Below are 21899 nucleotides of genomic sequence, written 5' to 3' on the forward strand. Positions count from 1 at the left end.
GTCCCCAAGACAATCAAGGTGAGTGAAATGAGGGTACAACTTCTCGGCGGCTGCGCGATCGCGGCCATGCTGATCCCGGCTGCAGCCCAGGCCCAGGAAACCGCGTCGCAATCGGCGCCGGACAGATCGGACAGCTACCACCACCAGCCGTCCAACGACATTGTCGTAACGGGTGTGCTTCCCACCCGGCGCGAAGACATGCTGTCCAGCGTGGCGGTCGTGCAGGGTGAGCAACTGACCCAGGCGCTGCGCCCGTCCATCGGTGAAACGCTCCAGCATGAACCCGGCGTTTCCGCCACTTCGTTTGGTCCCAGCGCTTCGCGCCCTGTGCTGCGCGGCCTGCAGGGGGAGCGCGTGCGCGTGCTGACCGATGGCATCGGCTCGATCGACGTTTCCAACACCTCGGTCGACCATGCCGTCGTCGTCAATTCGCTGCTGGCCGATCGTATCGAAGTGCTGCGCGGCCCCCAGTCGCTGCTTTACGGTTCGTCGGCAATCGGCGGCGTCGTCAACGTGATCGACAAGCGCATTCCCACTTCGGTGCCGGAAAAGCCTTTCCACCTCGACGCCATCGCCGGCTACGGCTCGGCGGCGGATGAACGCTCGGTGGCGGGATCGCTGGACGTGGCGCTGTCGAAGAACTGGGTGGCACATGTCGACGGCAGCTACCTCAAGAGCGACGACATTCGCATCGGCGGCCATGCCCTGACGCGCGATCTGCGCGACCAGGCGATCGCCTCCAGCCTGCTTCCCGCCGATCCGGATGAGGAAGAGCCCATCGATTTCGCCGCCAATGCCGCGGTGAAGGGCAAGCTGCCGAACTCCGCCGCCAAGACCTGGACGGCTGGCGCCGGCATTGCCTACATCGGCGATCGCGGCAGCTTTGGCCTGTCCTACAGCCATTACGACAGCCTTTACGGTGTGCCGATCCGCCTTGCCACCGAACCGGGTCAGGAACAGGAGGCGCCGCGCCTCAGTCTGCAGCAGGATCGCCTGGACGCGCGTGCCGAAATCGACGCCGGTGGCAGCGTGATCGACAAGGTGTCGCTGCGCCTCGGCTATGCCGATTACCAGCACTTCGAACTGGAAGAGAACGGCGACGTCGGCACCGCCTTCTACAACAAGGGTATGGAAGGCCGCTTCGAGCTGACCCAGACCAAGCACGGCGCCTGGCGCGGCGTTACCGGCATGCAGCTGTTCACGCGTGACTTCAATGTGGTGGGGGACGAGGCGTTCCTGCCCAAGAACTCGACCTCTCAGATCGGCTTTTTCACGCTTCAGCAGCTCGATTACGGCGCGCTGAAGTTCGAGGCCGGCGCCCGGTACGAACACAGCGACCTGAAGGCCCGTCCCGGCAGCGATCAGGATCAGTTCTTCGATGGTTCGCGCAGCTTCGACGCGTTCTCGGGATCGCTTGGCGCTTCCTATGGATTGGGCGGAAACTGGCGCTTCGGCGTCAACCTTTCCCGCACCGAGCGCGCCCCGGCGGCGGAAGAACTCTTCGCCAATGGCCCGCACGCCGGCACCGAGGCTTACGAACTCGGCAATCCCGATTTCAAGCTGGAAAAGTCGTGGAGTGCTGAGGCGATCCTGCGCGGCAGCGGAGAGAACTACACTTTCGAGGCGTCGGCCTATCACAGCTGGTTTTCGAACTTCATCTACGAAGACCTGACCGGCGAAGTGGAGGACGGCCTGCCCGTCTACGCCTTCCGTCAGGCCGATGCGCGCTATTACGGTTTTGAGGCCCAGGGATCGCTGACTTTGGCCAGGATCGGTTCGGCCAAGATCGTGGCCGATGCTTTGGGCGACTATGTTCACGCGAAGATCGTCAATGTCGGCCCTGCGCCGCGCATTCCGCCGCTGCGCGTGCTGGGCGGGCTTGGCGTGCAGACGCCGAAGGTCGATGTGCGGGGTGAGGTCGAGAACGTCTGGGCGCAGAACCGCGTTTCCGGTTTCGAAACCAGGACGCCGGGCTACACGATGGTCAATGCGGAGATCAACGTGCGCCCTTGGGGCGATACGCGCCCGCTCAGCTTCGCGCTTTCGGCGAACAACATCTTTGACGTCAACGCGCGCCGCGCCGCGTCCTTCCTGAAGGACTACGCGCCGCTGGCAGGGCGTGACCTGCGCATTACCGCGCGATTGAACTTCTGACGGTGATGTCCGGCGCCCGCGCCCATCTGGGCGCCGGACCTTCAAGCCATGCAACCCCAGCGGGACCAGCCTGCGAGCCGAACGGCGGTAAGGAGGGCGTCAATCGCACGGCAATCCTGTCAGTCGCGTGGTTAATTACCGCCCTAACCCTCAAAAATGCCCCATCCGAGTGCCTGCTGCTGGATTATTTGGCGATATCGACCTCGAAGCCCCGATTATCTTCCTATGAAGAGGCAGGAACTCCAGTTCCTGCGGCTTATCATGCCAAGCAATTTGCGTGTCATTTTGTACAGATGCAACATGGCTGTCGAATTACTTGATGCGTTATTCTGTGGATACCCGATCGGACCGGCAAAGGCGCACGTCTTCGCTATCCACGGGCAATTCAAGCGCTAAGTAATCGTCCTTATTGCGGCACTTTCACGATACGCCGATAGATTTCGCGCAACACGCGCTTGCAGGGCCGTTAACCTTCGCGTAGGGCCTGCCGGCGTGTAATGTACTGATTTATAACGAAGGTTAGCAAACCGCTTCGTTGGTCAGTGGGGTAAGATTTTCCGGTGGGGCATATGACCGAAACGAAGCAGAAGAACCGCAAGGCCGCCAATACAGGGGCAGCAGACACCAACGTTCCGCAAGTCAACGGCAGCCTGCCGCTCTATCGCGATCCCCGTCCGGTCCACAGTGCGACTCATGCCGATGCTGCTGTGCTCGTGGCTCCGACCGATTTCGGCTTCGCGGCGGAAGCGCCGATGATTCAGCTGACCGTCGATGAATTCGAACGCGCCGGGCTGGACTATCCCATCCTGTTCTTCGGCGACGATCGCCAGCCTTATGTCGTTACCGGCCTGGAGGCAGGGCGCAATCTGTTCGTATCGGAAGGGCAGTACCAGGTCGGTGCCTATATCCCGGCTTACCTGCGCCGTTATCCCTTCGTTTTCGCGCGCGATGAAGGCAGCGAACGTCTGATCCTGTGTCTGGACCATGCCTCCGGTCGGGTCGCCGGCAAGGATGCCGATGGTGCCGTTGCCCTTTTCGACGCGGGCGATGCGACCGAGCTGACGCAGCAGGCCCTGCGTTTCTGCGAGAACTACGAAGGCGCACAGGCGCGTACCCGCGTGCTGATCTCGCTGCTGGAAGAGCTGGACCTCTTCGAAATCAAGCGCGTCCACTACACGGCGCCCGGTTCTGCGGAGCCGAGCCTGCTGGTGGAATATCGCACCGTCGATCGCGCGCGCTTCGAAGCCCTGCCAACCGATCAATTCCTGCGTCTGCGGGAAGCTGGCGCACTGCCGGCGATCCATGCGCAGATCGCGTCGCAGGCTAAGTGGGACGCGCTGGCGGCAGTCGCCCGCACAACCTGATTTCGACAGATCGAGGCCGCTTGACCCGCATTGCCCACGCAGTGCGGGAAGGGCGGTCTTGACGCGTCGGCGCGTCGACAAGCACGGCAAACGATTTCCTAACGCTTTGATAAGCAGGAAATTTTTCTGACATTTTCTATGTGTTGTCCCGGATTCCTGCTGCCTGCCGCCTGGCGTACAGCAAGAAGAACCCACTCCAGAAGTGGGCCGGACAACAGGCCGATCAGGCTCCGGGGGGACCACCTTGAACACTATTGACACTTTCGCTGGCCGTTCCACCGAGAGCAAGGCAGAGGCGCGCGCCTCCCGCTCATGGCGTGCGGGCACTTCCGTGGCGACGCTTGCGGCAATGATGGTGCTGGGCGGGGTCATGCCGGTTCAGGCCTCCGCGACACCGACGCCGACCCCGTCCTCCACGCCTACCCCCACGCCCGATCCGATCGAGCTGCCGCAAATCGGCACCCAGATCGTGAACCCCGTGACCGGTGCGATGGAAGTCGTGACGGCACAGTTGCCGCCGATGCAGGTGCAGACGGCCAGCAACAATGTGATCCTCTATGCCAACGAAGTCGGGCAGACCTTCACGGTATCGGGAACCACCTACACGGTTACCGCCGTAACCACCGGCTCCAGCGGGGCGGTTACGTCCGTTTCGCTCCAGAGTTCGGCCGACGGATCGACCAGCACGACCGACGTCGTCACCTCGATCGCGCCCGCTGCCAATGCGAGCGGCGCCGATACGATCGATCTGCCTTCCGATCCGGGCGACCATACCTATCGCAACGTCCAGCGCGGCCGCAGTGGCGGCAATGGCCATATCGGCGCGCTGTTCATCTCGGCCGGCGATGGCGGTGCGGGCGCGAATGGTCCGGACATCCGGGATTCCATTTCCGGCTCGATCACTTCGCAGTCGAGCGGCCTTGCAGCGGTTATCGTGCAGAGCATCGGTGGTAACGGCGGCAAGGGCGGCAACGGCTATCTCGGTTCCGACGGCGGCACCGGCGGCACCGCCGGCGTCGGCGGCGATGTCAGCCTGGTCAGCACAGCGAATGTCGTGACCACGGGCACCAGCGCCTACGGTATCCTGGTCAGCAGTTCGGCGGGCCAAGGCGGTGCCGGCGGCGACGGCTGGCTCTCCAGCGGCGGGTCGGGCGGCGGTTCGCCGGGCGTTGGCGGCGATGCTTCGGTCACCAACAACGGCAGCGTCGCGACCAGCGGCGCCGGTTCGATCGGCATCCTGGCGCAGAGCCTGGGCGGTACTGCGGGCAGCGGCGGCGACAGCTACGGCCTCGTCGCGTCGAGCGGCGGCGGCAGTTATGGCGGCAAGGGCGGCAATGTCCTCGTCAACCAGAACGGCGTCGTCCAGACTTCGGGTGAAGGCGCGCATGGCGTGCTGGCGCAGTCGGTCGGCGGGTCCGGGGGCAGTGGCGGCACCAGCGGCGGCGTCTTCGCCGATTCCAGCTCGGGCGGCGCGGGCGGCCCCGGCGGCAATGCCACGATAACGGCCGGTTCGGACTCTTCCACGAAGACGACCGGCGACTATGCGCACGCCTTCTTCGCTCAGTCGGTGGGCGGTGGCGGCGGCAATGGTGGCACCACCATCGGCGCAGTCGCGCTCGGCAGCTCGGGCAGCGAAGGCAGTGACGCGGGAACCGTGAGCATTGCCATTGCCGATGGCGCATACGTCTCCACGGCAGGCATCGGTTCGTACGGCGTCATGGCGCAGTCGATCGGCGGCGGCGGCGGCAACGCGGGCGTCAGCGGCGGTCTCGCCGCGCTGGGTGGTACGGGCGCGGGCGGCGGCAATGGCGGCACCGTCTACGTGTCTTCGGGCGCGACGATGGTGACCACCGGCGATTCCGGCAAGGGCATCTTCGCCCAATCGATCGGCGGTGGCGGCGGTTCGGCAGCCGGTACGGGCGGCCTGGTCTCGCTTGGCGGTTCGGGTGCAGGCGGCGGCAACGGCGGTCTGGTCCAGATTGGCCAGAGCGCGGAAGGATCGATCACCACGTCGGGCGCGTGGGCGGACGCGATTTTCGCGCAGTCGGTTGGCGGTGGCGGCGGCGCGGGCTCCGGCTCGGTCGGCCTGGTCGGCCTTGGCGGTTCGGGCGCGAGTGGCGGCCTTGGCGGCACCGTGATCGTCGAAAATGACGGCGCACTGAAGACCACGGGCAACTACGCCCGTGGCATTTTCGCGCAATCGGTTGGCGGCGGCGGCGGTGCCGGTGGCAATTCGACCGGCCTTGCCGCAATCGGCGGCAGCGGTTCGGGCACCAGCCCCGGCGGCAACGTCACGGTCAGCAACGGCGGTTCGATCCTGACGACCGGCCTGCGCTCCATCGGCATTCAGGCGCAGTCGGTCGGGGGCGGCGGTGGCGACGGCGGTACCTCCACCGGCCTGATCTCGATCGGCGGCGCCGGCGGCGGCGGCGGTGACGGCGGGATCGTTACCGTCAGCAACAGCGGGCAAATCACGACCCAGGGCAAGGAAGCCCTGGGTATCATCGCGCAGTCGATCGGCGGCGGTGGCGGCAACGGGGGCTCCAGCACGGGCCAGCTTGCCATCGGCGGCGACGGTGGCGACGGCGGCAAGGGCGGCAAGGTCGTCCTCAACCAGACCGGCCTCGTCTCGACTTCGGGCGACGATGCGACCGCTATCTTCGTACAGTCGATCGGCGGTGGCGGCGGTAACGGCGGCTCGTCGGTTGCAGGGGGCCTCTTCGTCAGCGCCGCGTTCGGTGGTTCGGGCGGCGGCGGCGGTGCCGGCGGCGACATCTGCGTCAACACCAATTCGTCTTGCACCACGGCCAGCTCCAGCATGGGCGCGGCCTATATCGAGACCTATGGCGACCGCTCCACGGGCCTTTTCGCCCAGTCGGTCGGCGGCGGCGGCGGCAACGGTGGCTTTGCGCTCTCCTCTTCGGCGGGCCTGGGCGCGTCGGCGTCGATCGCCTTTGGCGGTTCGGGCGGCTCGGGCGGTTCGGGCGGCAATGTCCGCGTCGGCCTGCAAGGCACCATCTCCACCAAGGGCGATCTTTCGGACGGCATCTTCGCCAGCTCGGTTGGCGGCGGCGGCGGCAACGGCGGTTTCTCGGTCGCGGCGGGTGCCTCGCTCGGCGGTTCGCTGACGATGAGCTACGGCGGTGCCGGCGGCGTCGGCGGTGCGGGCGGCCTCGTCGACGTGCAGAGCGCGACGGATATCACCACCGAAGGCGAACAGTCGCGTGGCATCTTCGCGCAGTCGGTCGGCGGCGGCGGCGGTAACGGCGGCTTTGCGGCCAGCGCGGCGCTGGGCGTAGGGGCGATCACCTCCACCTTCGGCGGCGTCGGCGGTGCGGGTTCGGATGGTTCGACCGTCACTGTCGTTTCGGTCGGTTCGATCTCGACCAAGGGCACCCAGTCGGACGCGATCTTTGCGGAGAGCGTTGGCGGTGGCGGCGGCAACGGCGGCTTTGCCGTGGGCCTTGCCGGCGGCGCTGCGGGCGCGGTCAGCCTCACCTTCGGCGGCGGCGGCGGCAACGGCGGCGCGGGCGATGACGTGAACGTTTCCTCGACCGGCGATCTGGCGACCGAGGGTGCCAGCTCCAACGGCATCTTCGCGCAGTCGATCGGCGGCGGCGGTGGCAACGGCGGTTTCGCCGTTTCCGGTTCGGCCGGCGGTATCGGCGCGATGTCGGCCGCGTTCGGCGGTAGCGGAGCGAACGGGGGCAGCGGCGGCAAGGTGACCGTCGCCAGCACCGGCACGATCACCACGGTGGGCGACCTTTCCAACGGCATCCTGGCCCAATCGGTCGGCGGCGGCGGCGGTAATGGCGGCTTTTCCGCCGCGATTTCCGGCGGCGGCATCGGCGCGGCGGGCCTCTCGATGGGCGGTGCAGGCGCCAACGGCGGCGATGGTGACGACGTTTCGGTCACTTCGGACGGCGGCATCTGGACGCAGGGTGCGGCATCGGCTGCCATTCTGGCGCAGTCGGTCGGCGGCGGCGGCGGCAACGGCGGTCTGGCGATTTCGGCCAGCGGGGGCTGGGCCGGCGGCGCGTCGCTCGCCTTCGGTGGCGGCGCAGGCAACGGCGGTACGGCGGGCAACGTTACGCTCGTCAGCACCGGCAATATCCTGACCGAGGGCGACAGCTCGCAGGGTCTGTTCGCGCAATCGGTCGGCGGCGGCGGCGGTAACGGTGGCGGCGCGATCGCTGCATCGGGCGGCCAGGGCGGCGGCATCTCGGCCTCGTTCGGCGGCAATGGCGGCGCGGGCGGCTCTTCCGGCGATGTCAGCATCGGCAGCATCGGCGACATCCAGACGCTGGGCAACAATGCCGACGCAATCTTCGCCCAGTCGCTGGGCGGCGGCGGCGGCAACGGCGGTTTTGCGATTTCGGCAGCCGGTGGCCAGTTCGGCGCGGTCAGCCTTTCGATGGGCGGCACCGGCGGCCAAGGCGGTTCGGCGGGCGACGTCTCGGTTGATTCCGATGGCGACCTGACGACTTCCGGCGACTTCTCGGCCGGCGTTCGCGCGCAGTCGATCGGCGGCGGTGGCGGCAACGGCGGCTTCGCTATCTCTGCCTCGGGCGCCCAGTTCGGCGCCGTTTCGCTCTCCTTCGGCGGCGATGGTGGTTCGGGCGGCACGGCGGGTGACGTCACGCTCACCTCGACCGGCGATATCAGAACAGAGGGAAATTATTCGCAAGGCCTGTTTGCGCAGTCGGTCGGCGGCGGCGGCGGCAACGGCGGCTTCTCCGTCAGCGCGGCGGGCGCGCAATATGGCGCGGCGACGATCGGCTTTGGCGGCAAGGGCGGCACCGGCGGCGCGGCGGGTGACGCAGACCTCACCAACACTGGCGACATCGTTACGCTGGGAGACTTCAGCGCCGGCGCGCAAGTCCAGTCGATTGGCGGCGGCGGCGGTAACGGCGGCTGGAGCGTCAGCGCGGCGGGCGGCCAGTACGGCGCCGTGGCGATCGGCTTCGGCGGATCGGGCGGTGCAGGCGGTACGGCAGGCGATGTAACGCTCACCTCGACCGGCCAGATCGCGACGACCGGCGACCAGTCCAGCGGCCTTGTTGCGCAGTCGATCGGCGGCGGCGGCGGTAACGGCGGCTTCTCCGCCAGCGTCGCGGGCGCGCAATACGGCGCGGCGGCGCTGTCGTTCGGTGGCACCGGCGGCACCGGTAACGACGCGGGCACGGTGACCCTTGTCAACACCGGCGACATCTACACCGAAGGCACGCTTTCGAACGGCATCTTCGCGCAGTCGGTCGGCGGCGGCGGTGGTAACGGCGGCTTCTCGGTCGCTGTCGCGGGCGCGGAATATGCATCGGCAGCGTTGGCGCTGGGCGGTAAAGGCGGCTCGGGCGGCGCCGGCCAGGCGGTCTCGGTCGTCTCCGAAGGCAACATCACGACGCTGGGCGATCAGGCGGACGGTATTCTTGCCCAGTCGATCGGTGGCGGTGGCGGCAACGGCGGCTTCGCCGTCTCCGGCACCCTGACCGCCAGCAGCGACGGCATTTCAGCCTCGGTCGCCATCGGCGGTAAGGGCGGTTCCGGCGGCGAGGCGGGCGATGTCTCGCTCGTCAGCACCGGCGACATTTCGACCAGCGGTGCCAGCGCAGTGGGCCTGTTTGCCCAGTCCGTCGGCGGCGGCGGCGGCAATGGCGGTTTCGCCGGCGCGCTTTCGCTGTCCGTGGGCAATGCGGTGGCCGTCGGCATCGGCGGTTCGGGCGGCACGGGCAATACGGCGGGCAACGTCTCGCTGAATTCGACCGGCAATGTGGTCACTTCGGGCAACCTTGCGGCAGGCATCCAGGCCCAGTCGATCGGCGGTGGCGGCGGTAACGGCGGCTTCAGCCTCACCGCTTCGGCCACGGTCGAAGGCCAGTCGATCGGCAACAGTAGCGGCGGCACAGGCGGCAGCGGCGGCCTTGCCGGCAATGTCGACGTGACCAGCCTCGGCACCGTGCAGACCACTGGCGAATTGGCCAACGGTATCTTCGCGCAGTCGGTCGGCGGCGGCGGCGGCAATGGCGGTTTCTCCGTCAGCGCCAGCCTTTCGGCCAAGGGCGATTCCGACACGCAGAGTGTGGGCGGCAATGGCGGCACCGGCAATGACGCCGGCATGGTCAGCGTCTCGGCCACGGCGGGCGCCAATGCGGCGATCGAAGGCTATTCCGTCGTCACAACGGGAACGGGTTCGAACGGCATCCTCGCGCAATCGATCGGTGGCGGCGGTGGCTCCGGCGGTTTCTCGGTCGGCGGTGCGTTTTCGGGCGAAGGCGATGCGTCTTCCAACCAGGTCGGCGGCAGCGGCGGCGCGGGCGGCAACGCCTCGACCGTGGATGTCGTCAACATCGGCAAGATCCAGACCAGCGGCAATATCGCCAATGGCATCTTTGCGCAGTCGGTCGGCGGCGGCGGTGGCAACGGCGGCTTCTCGGTCGGTGCGGGCGTCTCCATCAAGGGTGACGCGTCATCCAGCGTCGGCGGCGGTGAAGGTGGCGCGGCGGGCAATGCCGACGACGTCAGCGTAGACACTACCGGATCGATCTACACCGAAGGCGCTGCTTCCAACGGCGTGCTGGCGCAGTCGGTCGGCGGCGGCGGCGGCACCGGCGGCTTCTCGGTTAGCGCGGGCTTCAGCGCGGAAGGAGATTCCACCAGCGACAGCGTTGGCGGCGGCGGCGGTTCCGGCGGCAATGCCGGCAACGTCACGGTCGTGGCGCGCGAAGGCATCACCACCAAGGGCGATGGCTCCAACGGCGTATTCGCGCAATCGGTTGGCGGCGGCGGCGGTTCGGGCGGCTTTGCCGTCGGCCTTGACGTATCGCTAAAGGGCGACGCGGAATCGAACGTCGGCGGCGGCGACGGTTCACTTGGCGGTACGGCGGGTGACGTTTCGGTCACCACCGAAGGCACGATCTGGACCGAAGGTGCTGCGGCAGCGGGCATCTTCGCGCAGTCGGTCGGTGGCGGCGGCGGCAATGGCGGCTTCTCGGTCGGCGCCGGCTTCTCCAGCGAGGGCGGCTCCTCGTCCAGCAGCGTCGGCGGCGCCGGTGCTGGCGGCGCAACGGCGGGCAACGTGACCGTTCATGCCGATAGCGACATCCAGACCAAGGGCACCGGCTCGAACGGCATCCTTGCCCAGTCGATCGGCGGCGGCGGCGGCAACGGCGGGTTCGCCGTAGGCCTTGGTGTCTCGATCAAGGGCGACGCGGAATCCTCGGTCGGCGGCGGCGGGGCGGGCGACGGTTCGGATGCGGGCGATGTGACCGTGACCGGAACCGGCACGATCGTAACTCTGGGCGACCAGGCCAACGGCGTGTTCGCGCAGTCTGTCGGCGGCGGCGGCGGCAATGGCGGCTTCTCGGTCGGCGCGGGCCTCAGCCTTGACGGCACGGCGACCAGCGACAGCGTAGGCGGCTCGGGCGGCGGTGGCGGCAATGCCGGCACCGTCACGGTAGACCGCGTGGGCGACATTGGCACCAGCGGCGCCAATTCCAATGGCATCCTTGCCCAGTCGGTGGGCGGCGGCGGCGGTAACGGTGGCTTCGCCGTGGGCCTCGGTGCCTCGATGAAGGGTGATGCCACGTCCAGCGTCGGCGGCGGCGAAGGCGGGACCGCCGGTGACGGTGGGGACGTGATGGTTTCCGACGTAGGCACGATCGTCACCAGTGGTGCCAACTCCAACGGCATCTTCGCGCAGTCGGTCGGCGGCGGCGGCGGTTCGGGCGGCTTCTCGGTCGGGGCCGGTTTCAGCCTCGAAGGCGGGGCGACCAGCACCAGCGTGGGCGGTTCGGCCGGTGCCGGCGGCAGCGCCGGCACGGTTTCCGTTAGCCATGATGGCGATATCCAGACCGCCGGCGCATCGGCCAACGGCATTTTCGCGCAGTCGGTCGGCGGCGGCGGCGGCACCGGCGGCTTCTCCGTGGGCGCGGGCGCGTCGATGGATTCGGACGCCAAGTCCAGCGTCGGCGGCGGCGCGGGCGGCGCGGCCGGTTCGGCTTCCGACGTGACGGTGATCCAGACCGGCACCGTGATCACGGCGGGTGACGCGGCCAATGGCGTGCTGGCCCAATCGGTCGGCGGCGGTGGCGGCGTTGGCGGTTTCTCGGTTTCGGCGGCGCTGTCGTCTTCCGGCGGCGCGGCGTCGGATTCGACCGGCGGTGCAGGCGGCTCGTCCGGCGATGCCGGTGCGGTCAGCGTCACGGTCGATGGCGACATCCAGACCGACGGCGCGCAGGCGCGCGGCGTAATCGCGCAGTCGATCGGCGGTGGCGGTGGTTCGGGCGGCTTTGCCGTCGGCGCCGGCGCATCGATCGAGGGCGACGCGGATTCGACCATCGGCGGCGGCGCGGGCGGATCGTCCGGCAATGCGGGTGACGTCAGCGTCGTGGTGAACGGCAATGTCGTCACCAAGGGCGCGGCATCGGTGGCGCTGCTGGCGCAGTCGATCGGCGGCGGCGGCGGCGCGGGCGGCTTCGCGGTGGGCGCGGCGCTGTCCTCCAGCGGCGGCGCGACGGCGGAATCGACCGGCGGCGACGGTGGTTCGGCAGGTGACGCGGGCGATGTCAGCGTCACCCACACCGGCGGGATCGAAACCTTCGGCGCGCAATCGGGCGCGATCCTGGCGCAGTCGATCGGCGGCGGCGGCGGTTCGGGCGGCTTCTCGGTCGGCGGCGCGCTGAGCGTAGAGGGTGAGGCGAACTCCACCATCGGCGGCGGCGCCGGCGGTTCGGCCGGCAATGCCGGCACCGTAGACGTTTCGAACACGGGCGACATCTATACCCACGGTGCCAACTCCACCGGCATCGTCGCTCAGTCGATCGGCGGCGGCGGCGGTAATGGCGGCTTCTCGGTCTCGGCCGGTCTCGCGCTTTCGGGCGCTGACGCGGTATCCAGTTCGACCGGCGGTGCGGGCGGCTCGTCCGGCTCGGCAGACGACGTGACTGTCACTTCCATCGGCGACGTCATGGTCGAAGGCGATCACAGCCGCGGCATCGTGGCGCAGTCGATTGGCGGCGGTGGCGGCACCGGCGGCTTCTCCGTTTCGGGCGCGATCGCGACCAAGGGGTCCGGCGCGTCCGACAGCGTTGGCGGTGCGGGCGGCGCTGGTAACGCGGCGGGCAATGTCACGGTCGTTTCGGCCGGCCAGATCCTGACGGCGGGCGATGCCACCAATGCGGTGCTGGCGCAGTCGATCGGCGGCGGCGGCGGCGCGGGCGGCTTCTCGGGCAGTCTGGCGGCAGCGTTGGGCGGTGGCTCGGCGGTCAGCTCGGTCGGCGGTGCGGGCGGCATCGGTTCCGATGCGGGCAATGTCGACCTTACCCTGAGCGGCGAGATCGGCACGCTGGGCAATGGCTCTACTGCAATCGTCGCGCAGTCGATCGGCGGCGGCGGCGGCGTGGGCGGCTTCTCGCTCGGCCTTGCGGCCGCTTCGGACGGTGAGGGCGCAAGCGCGGTCACCGGCGGTTCGGGCGGCGACGGCGGCGTGGGCGGCAATGTCCTCGTCTCCACCAGCGCGCTGATCCAGACCCACGGGGCACTGTCCGACGGTGTGCTGGCGCAGTCGATCGGCGGTGGCGGCGGTTCGGGCGGCTTTGCCGTGGCGGGCACGCTGGCGCTGGGCGAAAAGGCGGCTTCCAGCGCCACCGGCGGCGCGGGCGGGTCCGGCCAGGACGCAGGCACGGTCACCGTGCAGAACACCGGCGATATCTACACCTTCGGCGCGGCATCGAACGGCGTGGTTGCACAGTCGATCGGCGGCGGTGGCGGCACCGGCGGTTTCTCCGGCTCGCTGACGATCTCCTCGACTTCCGAAGCCGTGGCCAACAGCCTCGGCGGTTCGGGCGGCGTCGGCGGCAATGCCGGCGCGGTCAAGGTAGTCACCACCGGCAATATCCAGGTGCTGGGCGATCGCTCCACGGCCATCGTCGCGCAGTCGATTGGCGGTGGCGGCGGTTCGGCCGGCTTCTCGCTGGGCGCGGCAGCCTCGAAGGCCGCTTCGGCCAGCGACGCGGTGGGCGGCAGCGGCGGCGCCGGCGGTGACGGCGGCACGGTGGAAGTCGCCAATGGCTCGACCGGAACGGTCGTGACCACCGGCAACTTCGGTTACGCGATCCTTGCGCAGTCGATCGGCGGCGGCGGCGGTTCGGGCGGCTTCGCCACGGGCGGCGCACTCTCGCTGTCCGAAGGCGCGACGTCCTCGGTCGGCGGCGGCGCCGGCGGTGCGGCAGGCAATGGCGGCGATGTCGGCGTCAACAACTACAGCCTGATCCAGACCAGCGGCGACGGTGCAGTGGCGGTCTTCGCGCAGTCGATCGGCGGCGGCGGCGGCTCCGGCGGCTTCGCGGTCGGCGCGGGTCTGGCCGGCGGCAGTGACAGTACGCTGTCCAACGCCATCGGCGGCGGCGCGGGCAGCGGCGGTTCGGCGGGCACGGTCTCGCTCTACAACGACGGCACGATCCTGACGCAGGGCGCGAACGCGACGGCGGTGCTGATGCAGTCGATCGGCGGCGGCGGCGGCAACGGCGCCTTCGCGGTGAGCGGCGCGCTGGCCAAGGGCGGCGCGGCGAACAGCTCCATCGGCGGTGACGGCGGCACGGCGGGTTCGGCAGGCGACGTAACGCTGGTCAACACGGCGAACGCAACGATCGTTACCGAAGGTGCGATGTCGATCGCGATCCAGGCGCAGTCGATCGGCGGCGGCGGCGGTTCCGGCGGTTTCTCCGTCGGCGCTGGCCTCGCTCTCGAAGGCGACGCCAGTTCGGCAGTTGGTGCAGGTTCGGGCGGTGCGGGCGGCTCGGCCGGCGTGGTCTCGATCGACAACGCGGGCGATATCGGCACGCGCGGCGACGGTTCGCTGGCAGTGCTGGCGCAGTCGATCGGCGGTGGTGGCGGTTCGGGCGGCTTTGCCGTCTCGGGCGGCCTCAGCGTCAAGGGCGGCGCGGCCAGCAACGCAATCGGTGGACAAGGCGCGGGCGGCGGTGACGGCGGCCTCGTCTCGGTCACCAGCAGCGGCACGATCCAGACGCTGGGCGCCAATGCGACCGCGATCCTTGCGCAGTCGGTCGGCGGCGGCGGCGGCGCCGGCGGGTTCTCCGCTGGTGCGGCAGCGGCCAGCGCGGATGCGGCTTCCAACCTCGTCGGCGGCAGCGGCGGCGCGGCAGGCGCGGGCGGTAACGTCACGATCGCCAACAATGGCGGCACGATCACGACCGATGGCGACTTGTCCTACGCGGTCTATGCGCAGTCGGTCGGCGGTGGCGGCGGTTCGGGCGGCTTTGCAGCCGGCGCGGGCCTCAGCCTCGAAGGCGATGCCGAATCCGGCGTGGGCGGCGGCAGCGGTGGCGGCGGCGGTGCTGGCGGCCTCGTCAGCCTCGACAACACCGGCACGATCGCGACCAAGGGCGCGGGCTCGGTGGCTGTGTTCGCCCAGTCCGTGGGCGGCGGCGGCGGCGCGGGTGGCTTCGCGGTGGGCGCAGGGCTGACCGCAGAGGGCGGCTCGGCATCCGACAGCGTTGGTGGCTCGGGCGGCGCGGGCGGTGCTGGCGGCGTGGTTTCGATCACGACCGATGGCCTGGTTCAGACCGAGGGCGCCAATGCGACCGCGATCTTCGCGCAGTCGGTCGGCGGCGGCGGCGGCAAGGGCGGCTTTGCTGTGGGTGTCTCGGCGTCCAAGGCGGACAGCGCCTCGACCGTGGTCGGCGGTAGCGGCGGCGCGGGCGGTGATGGCGGCGAAGTGACCGTGGCCAATGGCGCGGACGGCGAAGTCGTCACGCTGGGCACACTCTCCTACGCCGTGTTCGCGCAGTCGGTTGGCGGCGGCGGCGGCCAGGGCGGCTTCTCGGCCGGTGGCGCGCTTTCGCTTGAAGGCGACGCGAATTCGTCAGTCGGCGCGGGCGACGGTGCCGGCGGCGGCATCGGCGGCGTGGTTTCGCTGAGCAACGCCGGCAAGATCGGCACGGCCGGGGATGGTTCCATCGCGATCTTCGCCCAGTCCGTGGGCGGTGGCGGCGGTGCTGGCGGCTTCGCGGCGGGCGGCGGCCTGACGATCGAAGGCGGCGCAGCCTCCAATTCGGTTGGCGGTGCGGGCGGCGACGGCGGTGCCGGCGGTGTGGTTTCGCTGGTCAACACCGGATCGATCCGTACCGAAGGCGCCAATGCTACGGCGGTCTATGCCCAATCGGTGGGCGGCGGCGGTGGTGCCGGCGGCTTCTCGGTCGGCGCCAGCGCATCGAAGGCGGACAGCGCCTCGAACACGGTTGGCGGCTCGGGCGGTGCTGGCGGCGACGGCGGCGAAGTCTCCATCAACAACGGTGCGGGCGGCTCGATCACCACCTTGGGTGACTTCTCCTACGCGGTCTTCGCGCAGTCGGTCGGCGGCGGCGGCGGTTCGGGCGCTTTCGCGGCCGGCGGTGCGCTGAGCCTTCAAGGCGACGTGGACTCAAGCGTCGGCGGCGGCGCGGGCAGCGGTGGCGGTATCGGCGGCAACGTCACGCTCACCAGCCTCGGCGCGATCCAGACGGCGGGCGAAGGCGCGATTGCGGTCTTCGCTCAGTCGATCGGCGGCGGCGGCGGTGCCGGTGGCTTCGCGGCCGGTGGTGGCCTCTCGGCAGAGGGCGGCGCGATGTCGAACACGGTCGGTGGCTCGGGCGGCGCGGGCGGCTCGGGTGGTACGATCGCGCTGGAGAACGGCGGATCGATCCTGACGATCGGCAGCAATGCGACCGCGCTTTTCGCGCAGTCGGTGGGCGGCGGCGGTGGTGTTGCCGGCTTCTCGACCGGCGGCGCAGCGTCCAAGGCCGGTGCGGTTTCGCAGGCGGTTGGTGGTGACGGCGGCACGGCGGGTGACGGCGGTGACATCACCGTCAGCAACGCGGCCGGCGGCAAGATCGAGACCGATGGCGCCATTTCCTACGGCGTCTTTGCACAGTCTGTCGGCGGTGGCGGCGGCGCGGGCGGCTTTGCGGCCGGTGGCGCGCTGGCGCTGGGTGACGACGTGGAGAACGGCGTCGGCGGTGGCTCAGGCGGCGCAGGCGGGCTTGGCGGCACGATTGCGATCGACAATGCCGGTCAGGTCGTCACGCTTGGCGATGCCTCGATTGCGATCTTCGCGCAATCGATCGGCGGCGGCGGCGGTGCCGGTGCTTTCGCGGCAGGCGGCGGCCTTTCGGCCGAAGGCGCTTCGGCCAGTTCGTCGGTCGGCGGAGCCGGCGGCGACGGCGGCGCGGGCGGCAATATCACGGTCTCCAACAGCGGCCTCGTGGCGACGGCCGGCGATCAGGCGGTGGCGATCCTTGCCCAGTCGGTCGGCGGCGGCGGCGGTGTCGGCGGCTTTGCCGTCGGCGGTGCAGCTTCGCAGCTCGATGCCGTGTCCGACACGATCGGCGGCAGCGGCGGCGCGGGCGGTATCGGCGGCGACATCACCGTGAACACCAGCGGCGCAGTCTACACCGAAGGCGCCTTTGCTTACGGCATCCAGGCGCAGTCGATCGGCGGCGGCGGCGGCAACGGCGGCTTCGCGGCCGGTGCCACCGTGGCCCTGACCGGCGATGCACAGTCGACCATCGGCGGCGGTGCCGGCGGTGGCGGCGGCCTTGGCGGGACGATCACGCTGACCAACAGCGGCACCATCGAAACGCTGGGCGCCAGCGCGGTTGCGGTCTTCGCCCAGTCCGTGGGTGGCGGCGGCGGTGCCGGCGGCTTCGCCGGCGGCCTCACTGGCTCTGGCGACGGCGCTTTCGGCTCGACCATCGGCGGTGCCGGTGGCGATGCCAGCCAGGGCGGTGACATCACTGTCAGCAACAGCGGGCAGATCCATGCCGGCGGCGCCAATTCGGCGGGCGTCTTCGCCCAGTCGGTCGGCGGCGGCGGCGGCCTTGGCGGCTTCTCGCTGGCGGCGAGCGGTGCGGTCTCCAGCCTGTCCAACACGCTTGGCGGTTCGGGCGGAGCCGGCGGTGACGGCGGCGCGATCAGCGTCTCCAACGCGGCGGGCGCGACCATCGTGGTCGATGGTGACCTGTCCTACGGCGTGTTCGCACAGTCGATCGGCGGCGGCGGCGGTTCCGGCGGCTTCGCGGTCGACGGCACGATTGCCACCGGCGGCGCGGTCAATTCGACCCTCGGCGCGGGCTCCGGCGGCGGCGGCGGCAATGGTGGTGCCGTCACGCTGACCAATGCCGGCAACGTGCTGGCGCAAGGCGCGGGCTCGGTCGCGGTCTTCGGCCAGTCGGTCGGCGGCGGCGGCGGTGCGGGCGGCTTTGCCGGCGGGCTTTCCGTCGGCGCAGGCGGCGCGATCAGCCAGAGCATCGGCGGCGCGGGTGCCGGCGGCGGCAACGGCGGCGACATCGCGGTGACCAACAGCGGCGTGATCCAGACGCTGGAAGCCAATTCGATCGGCGTCTTTGCGCAGTCGATCGGCGGCGGCGGCGGCCTTGGCGGCATGTCCATCTCGGGCTCGCTCAGCACCGGCAGCTCCACGACGACCAGCCTTGGCGGCTCGGGCGGAGCCGGCGGTGACGGCGGCACGATCACGGTCAGCAACAGCGGCGTGATCGATGCCAAGGGCGACTTGTCCTACGGCGTATTCGCCCAGTCGATCGGCGGCGGCGGCGGCACGGCCGGCATGGTGGTTTCCGGCACGCTCAGCACCGGGCTTGGCGGCCTGACCTCTGCCCTCGGCGGCAGCGGCGGTGCTGGCGGCAATGGCGGTGACATCACCGTCACCAACACCGGCACGATCCTGGTGGAAGGCGCGGCCTCGGTCGGCATCCTGGCCCAGTCCATCGGCGGCGGCGGCGGTGCGGGCGGCTTCACCGGCTCGCTTGCGGTCACCGGCGGTTCGCTGAACAGGCAAGTGGGCAGCACCGGCGGCGCGGGTGGCGACGGCGGCGACGTCACTGTCACTTCGACCGGCAGCATCGTCACCATGGCGGACGATTCCATCGCCGTGCTGGCCCAGTCCATCGCGGGCGGCGGCGGCCAGTCGGCCTATGCCATCGCGGCGCAGGCCGGCGCGTTCGATGGCGTCAACCTGACGCTGGGCGCGCAGGGCGAAGGGATCAGCGGCAAGCAGGGCAAGGTCGTCGTCAACCTCTCGGGCGGTGTGCTCCAGACGGCGGGCGCGCTTTCCTACGGCCTGCTGGCACAGGCCATCGGTGCGGGCGGCGGCAACGTCGCGCTCTCCGTGCCCGATCCGCTGGAAGTCGGCTCCAACGGTCTGACCTTGCAAGTGGGCAGCACCGGCGGCGTGGCCGGCGACGGCAACGTGATCGACGTGACCAACGCCAACGAGATCCAGACCAAGGGCGCAGGCGCCATCGGCTTCGCGGCGCAGTCGATCGGCGGCGGCGGGGGTACTGAGGGTGTTACCGGCGACGTGGTGTTCGGCAGCGGCGATGCCGTGTGGTCCACCGTTGTCGGCGGCAGCGGAGACTCGGCCGGTTCGGGGGCGGCGATCACCATCGCAAACAGCGCAACGATCGTTACCGAGGGCGACGGGGCTATCGGCCTGCTTGCCCAGTCGGTCGGCGGCGGCGGCGGTGTCGGCACCATGGCGCTCGGCCTTGCCGATGGCTCGCTGGCGGGGGCTTCGCTGAACGTCGGTGGTGCGCAGACAACCGCAGGCAATGGCGGCGACGTGACCTTCACGACATCGACCGGCGCCATCGGCACTTCGGGCAACCTCGCTTCGGCGCTGGTGGTCCAGTCGATCGGCGGTGGCGGCGGTGTTGCCACCCTGTCCTCCATGGAAGGCGGCGCGCTGGGCGATATCACCCTGGCAGCCGGCTCTACCGGCGGTGCGGGCGGTGACGGCGGCAACATCACGCTCGACCAGAAGGCCGACGTGGTGACCAGCGGCACCGGCGCCAATGCGGTGCTGGTACAGTCCATCGGCGGCGGTGGCGGTCTGGTGACCCTCGACAACACTGGCGGCACCGGCACGGTCACCAACGTCGATCTCGGCGGCGCGGCCAGCGGTTCGGGCGGCACTATCGACTTCACCCTCGATGGCCGTGTCCAGACCACCGGTGCGGGTGCGGCGGGTGTCGTCGTGCAGTCGATCGGCGGCGGTGGCGGTTACGTCAGTGCCGTGGGCGCCAATGGCGACGGCACGCTGACGCTGGGTACGTCGAACGGCGCGACCGGCAATGGCGGCGACGTCTCCGTGGCGATCAACCAAACGATCACCACCACCGGTGCGGGTTCGACGGCACTGCTGGTGCAATCGATCGGTGGCGGCGGCGGTGCGGCGTCGATCGTCGGCGCGGATGGCACTGTCCAGACGCTCGACGTGGTCGACGCCAGCGCGGTCAGCACGCTGCGCATGGCCCGCTTGATGGCGCTGGCAGCCCCGACCGGTACGGTCGATGCCGGGGCGGTGGACGTCACCGTGGGTGCGGCGATCCACACCAGCGGCGCCAACGCCAATGGCGTGGTCGTCCAGTCGGTCGGCGGTGGCGGTGCGGCCGCGGGCTCGGGAACGGGCGTGCTGGCGGGTGCCGGCGCGGGCAATGCGGTGAACCTCACCGTTAATGCCGATGTGGTGACCACGGGTGCCGGATCGAACGCACTGGTGGCGCAGAGCACGGGCGGCCTTGGCGGCAGCGCGATCACGCTGGACATCGGCAAGGTCAACGTCGTCGGCGGTCTGGGCGGCCATGCCGTCTCGCTGCTCGGCGGCGCGGACAATACCGTGACCAATGCCGGTACGCTGCAGACCATGGACGGGCAGGAAGGCCTGGTGATCTATGCGGAAGGTGGCGACAACACGATCGTCAACTCCGGCACGATCGTCGGCTCGATCGACCTGGGTGAAGGCTACAACAGCTTCACCAACGTCAACGGTGGCATCTTCCTGGCCGGCTCGCTCGTGAACGTGGGTGCGGGCACGTTCGTCAACTCGGGCATCCTCAATCCGGGTGGCGGCGGCGTCGTGTCGCAGCTCGCGGTGAGCGGCGGCCTGACCTTGACGGCGCAGAGCGAGTACAACCTCGATCTCGACCTGAAGAGCAACACGGCGGACCGGGTGACCGTCTCCGGCGCGGCGGTGCTGGCCGGCAAGGTCACCACCAACCTGCTCAATCTGGGCTATGCCCGGACCGGCGCGCACGAAGTCGTCATCCTCGATGCGGCGGGCGGCATTACCGGGCAGGATGCGGTTCAGCTTGATGCGCCCAACTCGGCCGTGGTGACTTTCGCGCTCACCTATCCGTCGACCACCGAGCAATCGATCCACTACGTGGTCGAATATGCACCGACGGGGCTGACCCAGCGTCAGGCCATGATCGGTAACGTGATCGACCAGATCCAGCAGGCCCCGACCGACGCTTTCGCGCCGACGGCCGCCGCGATCGTCTCGATCCCGACGGTTGGCGCGCTGGGCACGGTCTACGACAGTCTGACGGGTGAAGGCGTCACCGCCGCGCAGAGCGCGACGCTGACGGCCGTGGGCAACAACCACGACGTGATCGACAGCCAGATCCTCGGCCGCATCGGCACTTTCGCGCCGGCGTGGGAGAAGGAGAAGCTGGGGAATCTCTGGATGTCCGTCCAGGGTGGCCGCCAGCGTCTGGACGGAACCGACGGTGCGCACGATACGCACACCGACGGCTACGTCGTGCAGGGCGGATGGGACTATCGTCCCGATGCCCGCACGCTGGTGGGCGCCAGCTTCGGCTTCGATCCGCAGAGCTTCTCGGTTGCCGGGGCAAGCACTTCGGGCAAGGCGAAGGTCTACACGGTGGGCGCCTATGCGGGCTTCCATCCGGGGGCATGGACGCTCAGCGCGGATCTGCTCTACAGCGTGGCGAACACCCGTTACTTGCGCGACATGTGGCTCTATGCGGGCGGCAACGTGCAGGCGCGGGGCGACTTCACCGCGCATGCATGGTCGAGCCGTGCCCAGGTGGCGCGCCAGTTCGGCACGGGCAACGTGGTGTTCCAGCCCTTCGCTGCGCTGGAAGCCACCCGCCTTAAACTGCCCAGCTATGTGGAGACGCAGGGCGAGGATGGGGGCAGTTCGGCCCTTGGCCTGGCCTTCTTCGGAAAGGACTGGACGCGCGTTCGCAGCCTGGCCGGCACCAATGTTGCCGGACGGATCGAACTGCCGCAAGGCAAGGCCCTGGTCACCACGCTACGCGCGGCATGGGTCCACGATTTCGATCCCGATCGCTCGATCACCGCGGCATTCGCCGGGGCGCCGGATTACCGCTTCGTCACCACCGGTGCGCGGGCGGTCAGCAACAGCGGCCGGATCGACCTGCGTTCCACCCTGCAAATGCGCAAGGTGGACCTGCAAGCCAGCATCGGGGCCGATCTGGGCAAGGGCTACAACGATGTGACCGCCATGGTCGGTGTCCGGTTCCACATGTGAGCGCGGCCACCGTC

The 21899-nt window shown here is 69.5% G+C and carries 3 protein-coding genes; all 3 read left to right on the top strand.

The features are described 5' to 3' along the window. The first annotated feature begins 27 nt into the window (after positions 1 to 27). Positions 28 to 2154 (top strand): TonB-dependent receptor, encoded by a 2127-nt coding sequence (locus WBP07_RS30915; RefSeq protein ID WP_395397063.1) that lies wholly within the window; start codon positions 28 to 30, stop codon positions 2152 to 2154. 569 nt (positions 2155 to 2723) lie between these two features. Beyond that, positions 2724 to 3518 carry a SapC family protein gene (locus tag WBP07_RS30920; protein ID WP_395397064.1) on the top strand — a complete coding sequence of 265 codons (795 nt, stop codon included), beginning with the start codon at positions 2724 to 2726 and terminating at the stop codon, positions 3516 to 3518. 244 nt (positions 3519 to 3762) lie between these two features. Next, positions 3763 to 21885, top strand: a complete 18123-nt coding sequence (locus WBP07_RS30925; protein ID WP_395397065.1) for a hypothetical protein — start codon at positions 3763 to 3765, stop codon at positions 21883 to 21885. Positions 21886 to 21899 lie beyond the last annotated feature (14 nt).

It is taken from the genome of Novosphingobium oxfordense, from assembly GCF_044029435.1.
In the GTDB taxonomy this organism is placed as follows: Bacteria; Pseudomonadota; Alphaproteobacteria; order Sphingomonadales; family Sphingomonadaceae; genus Novosphingobium.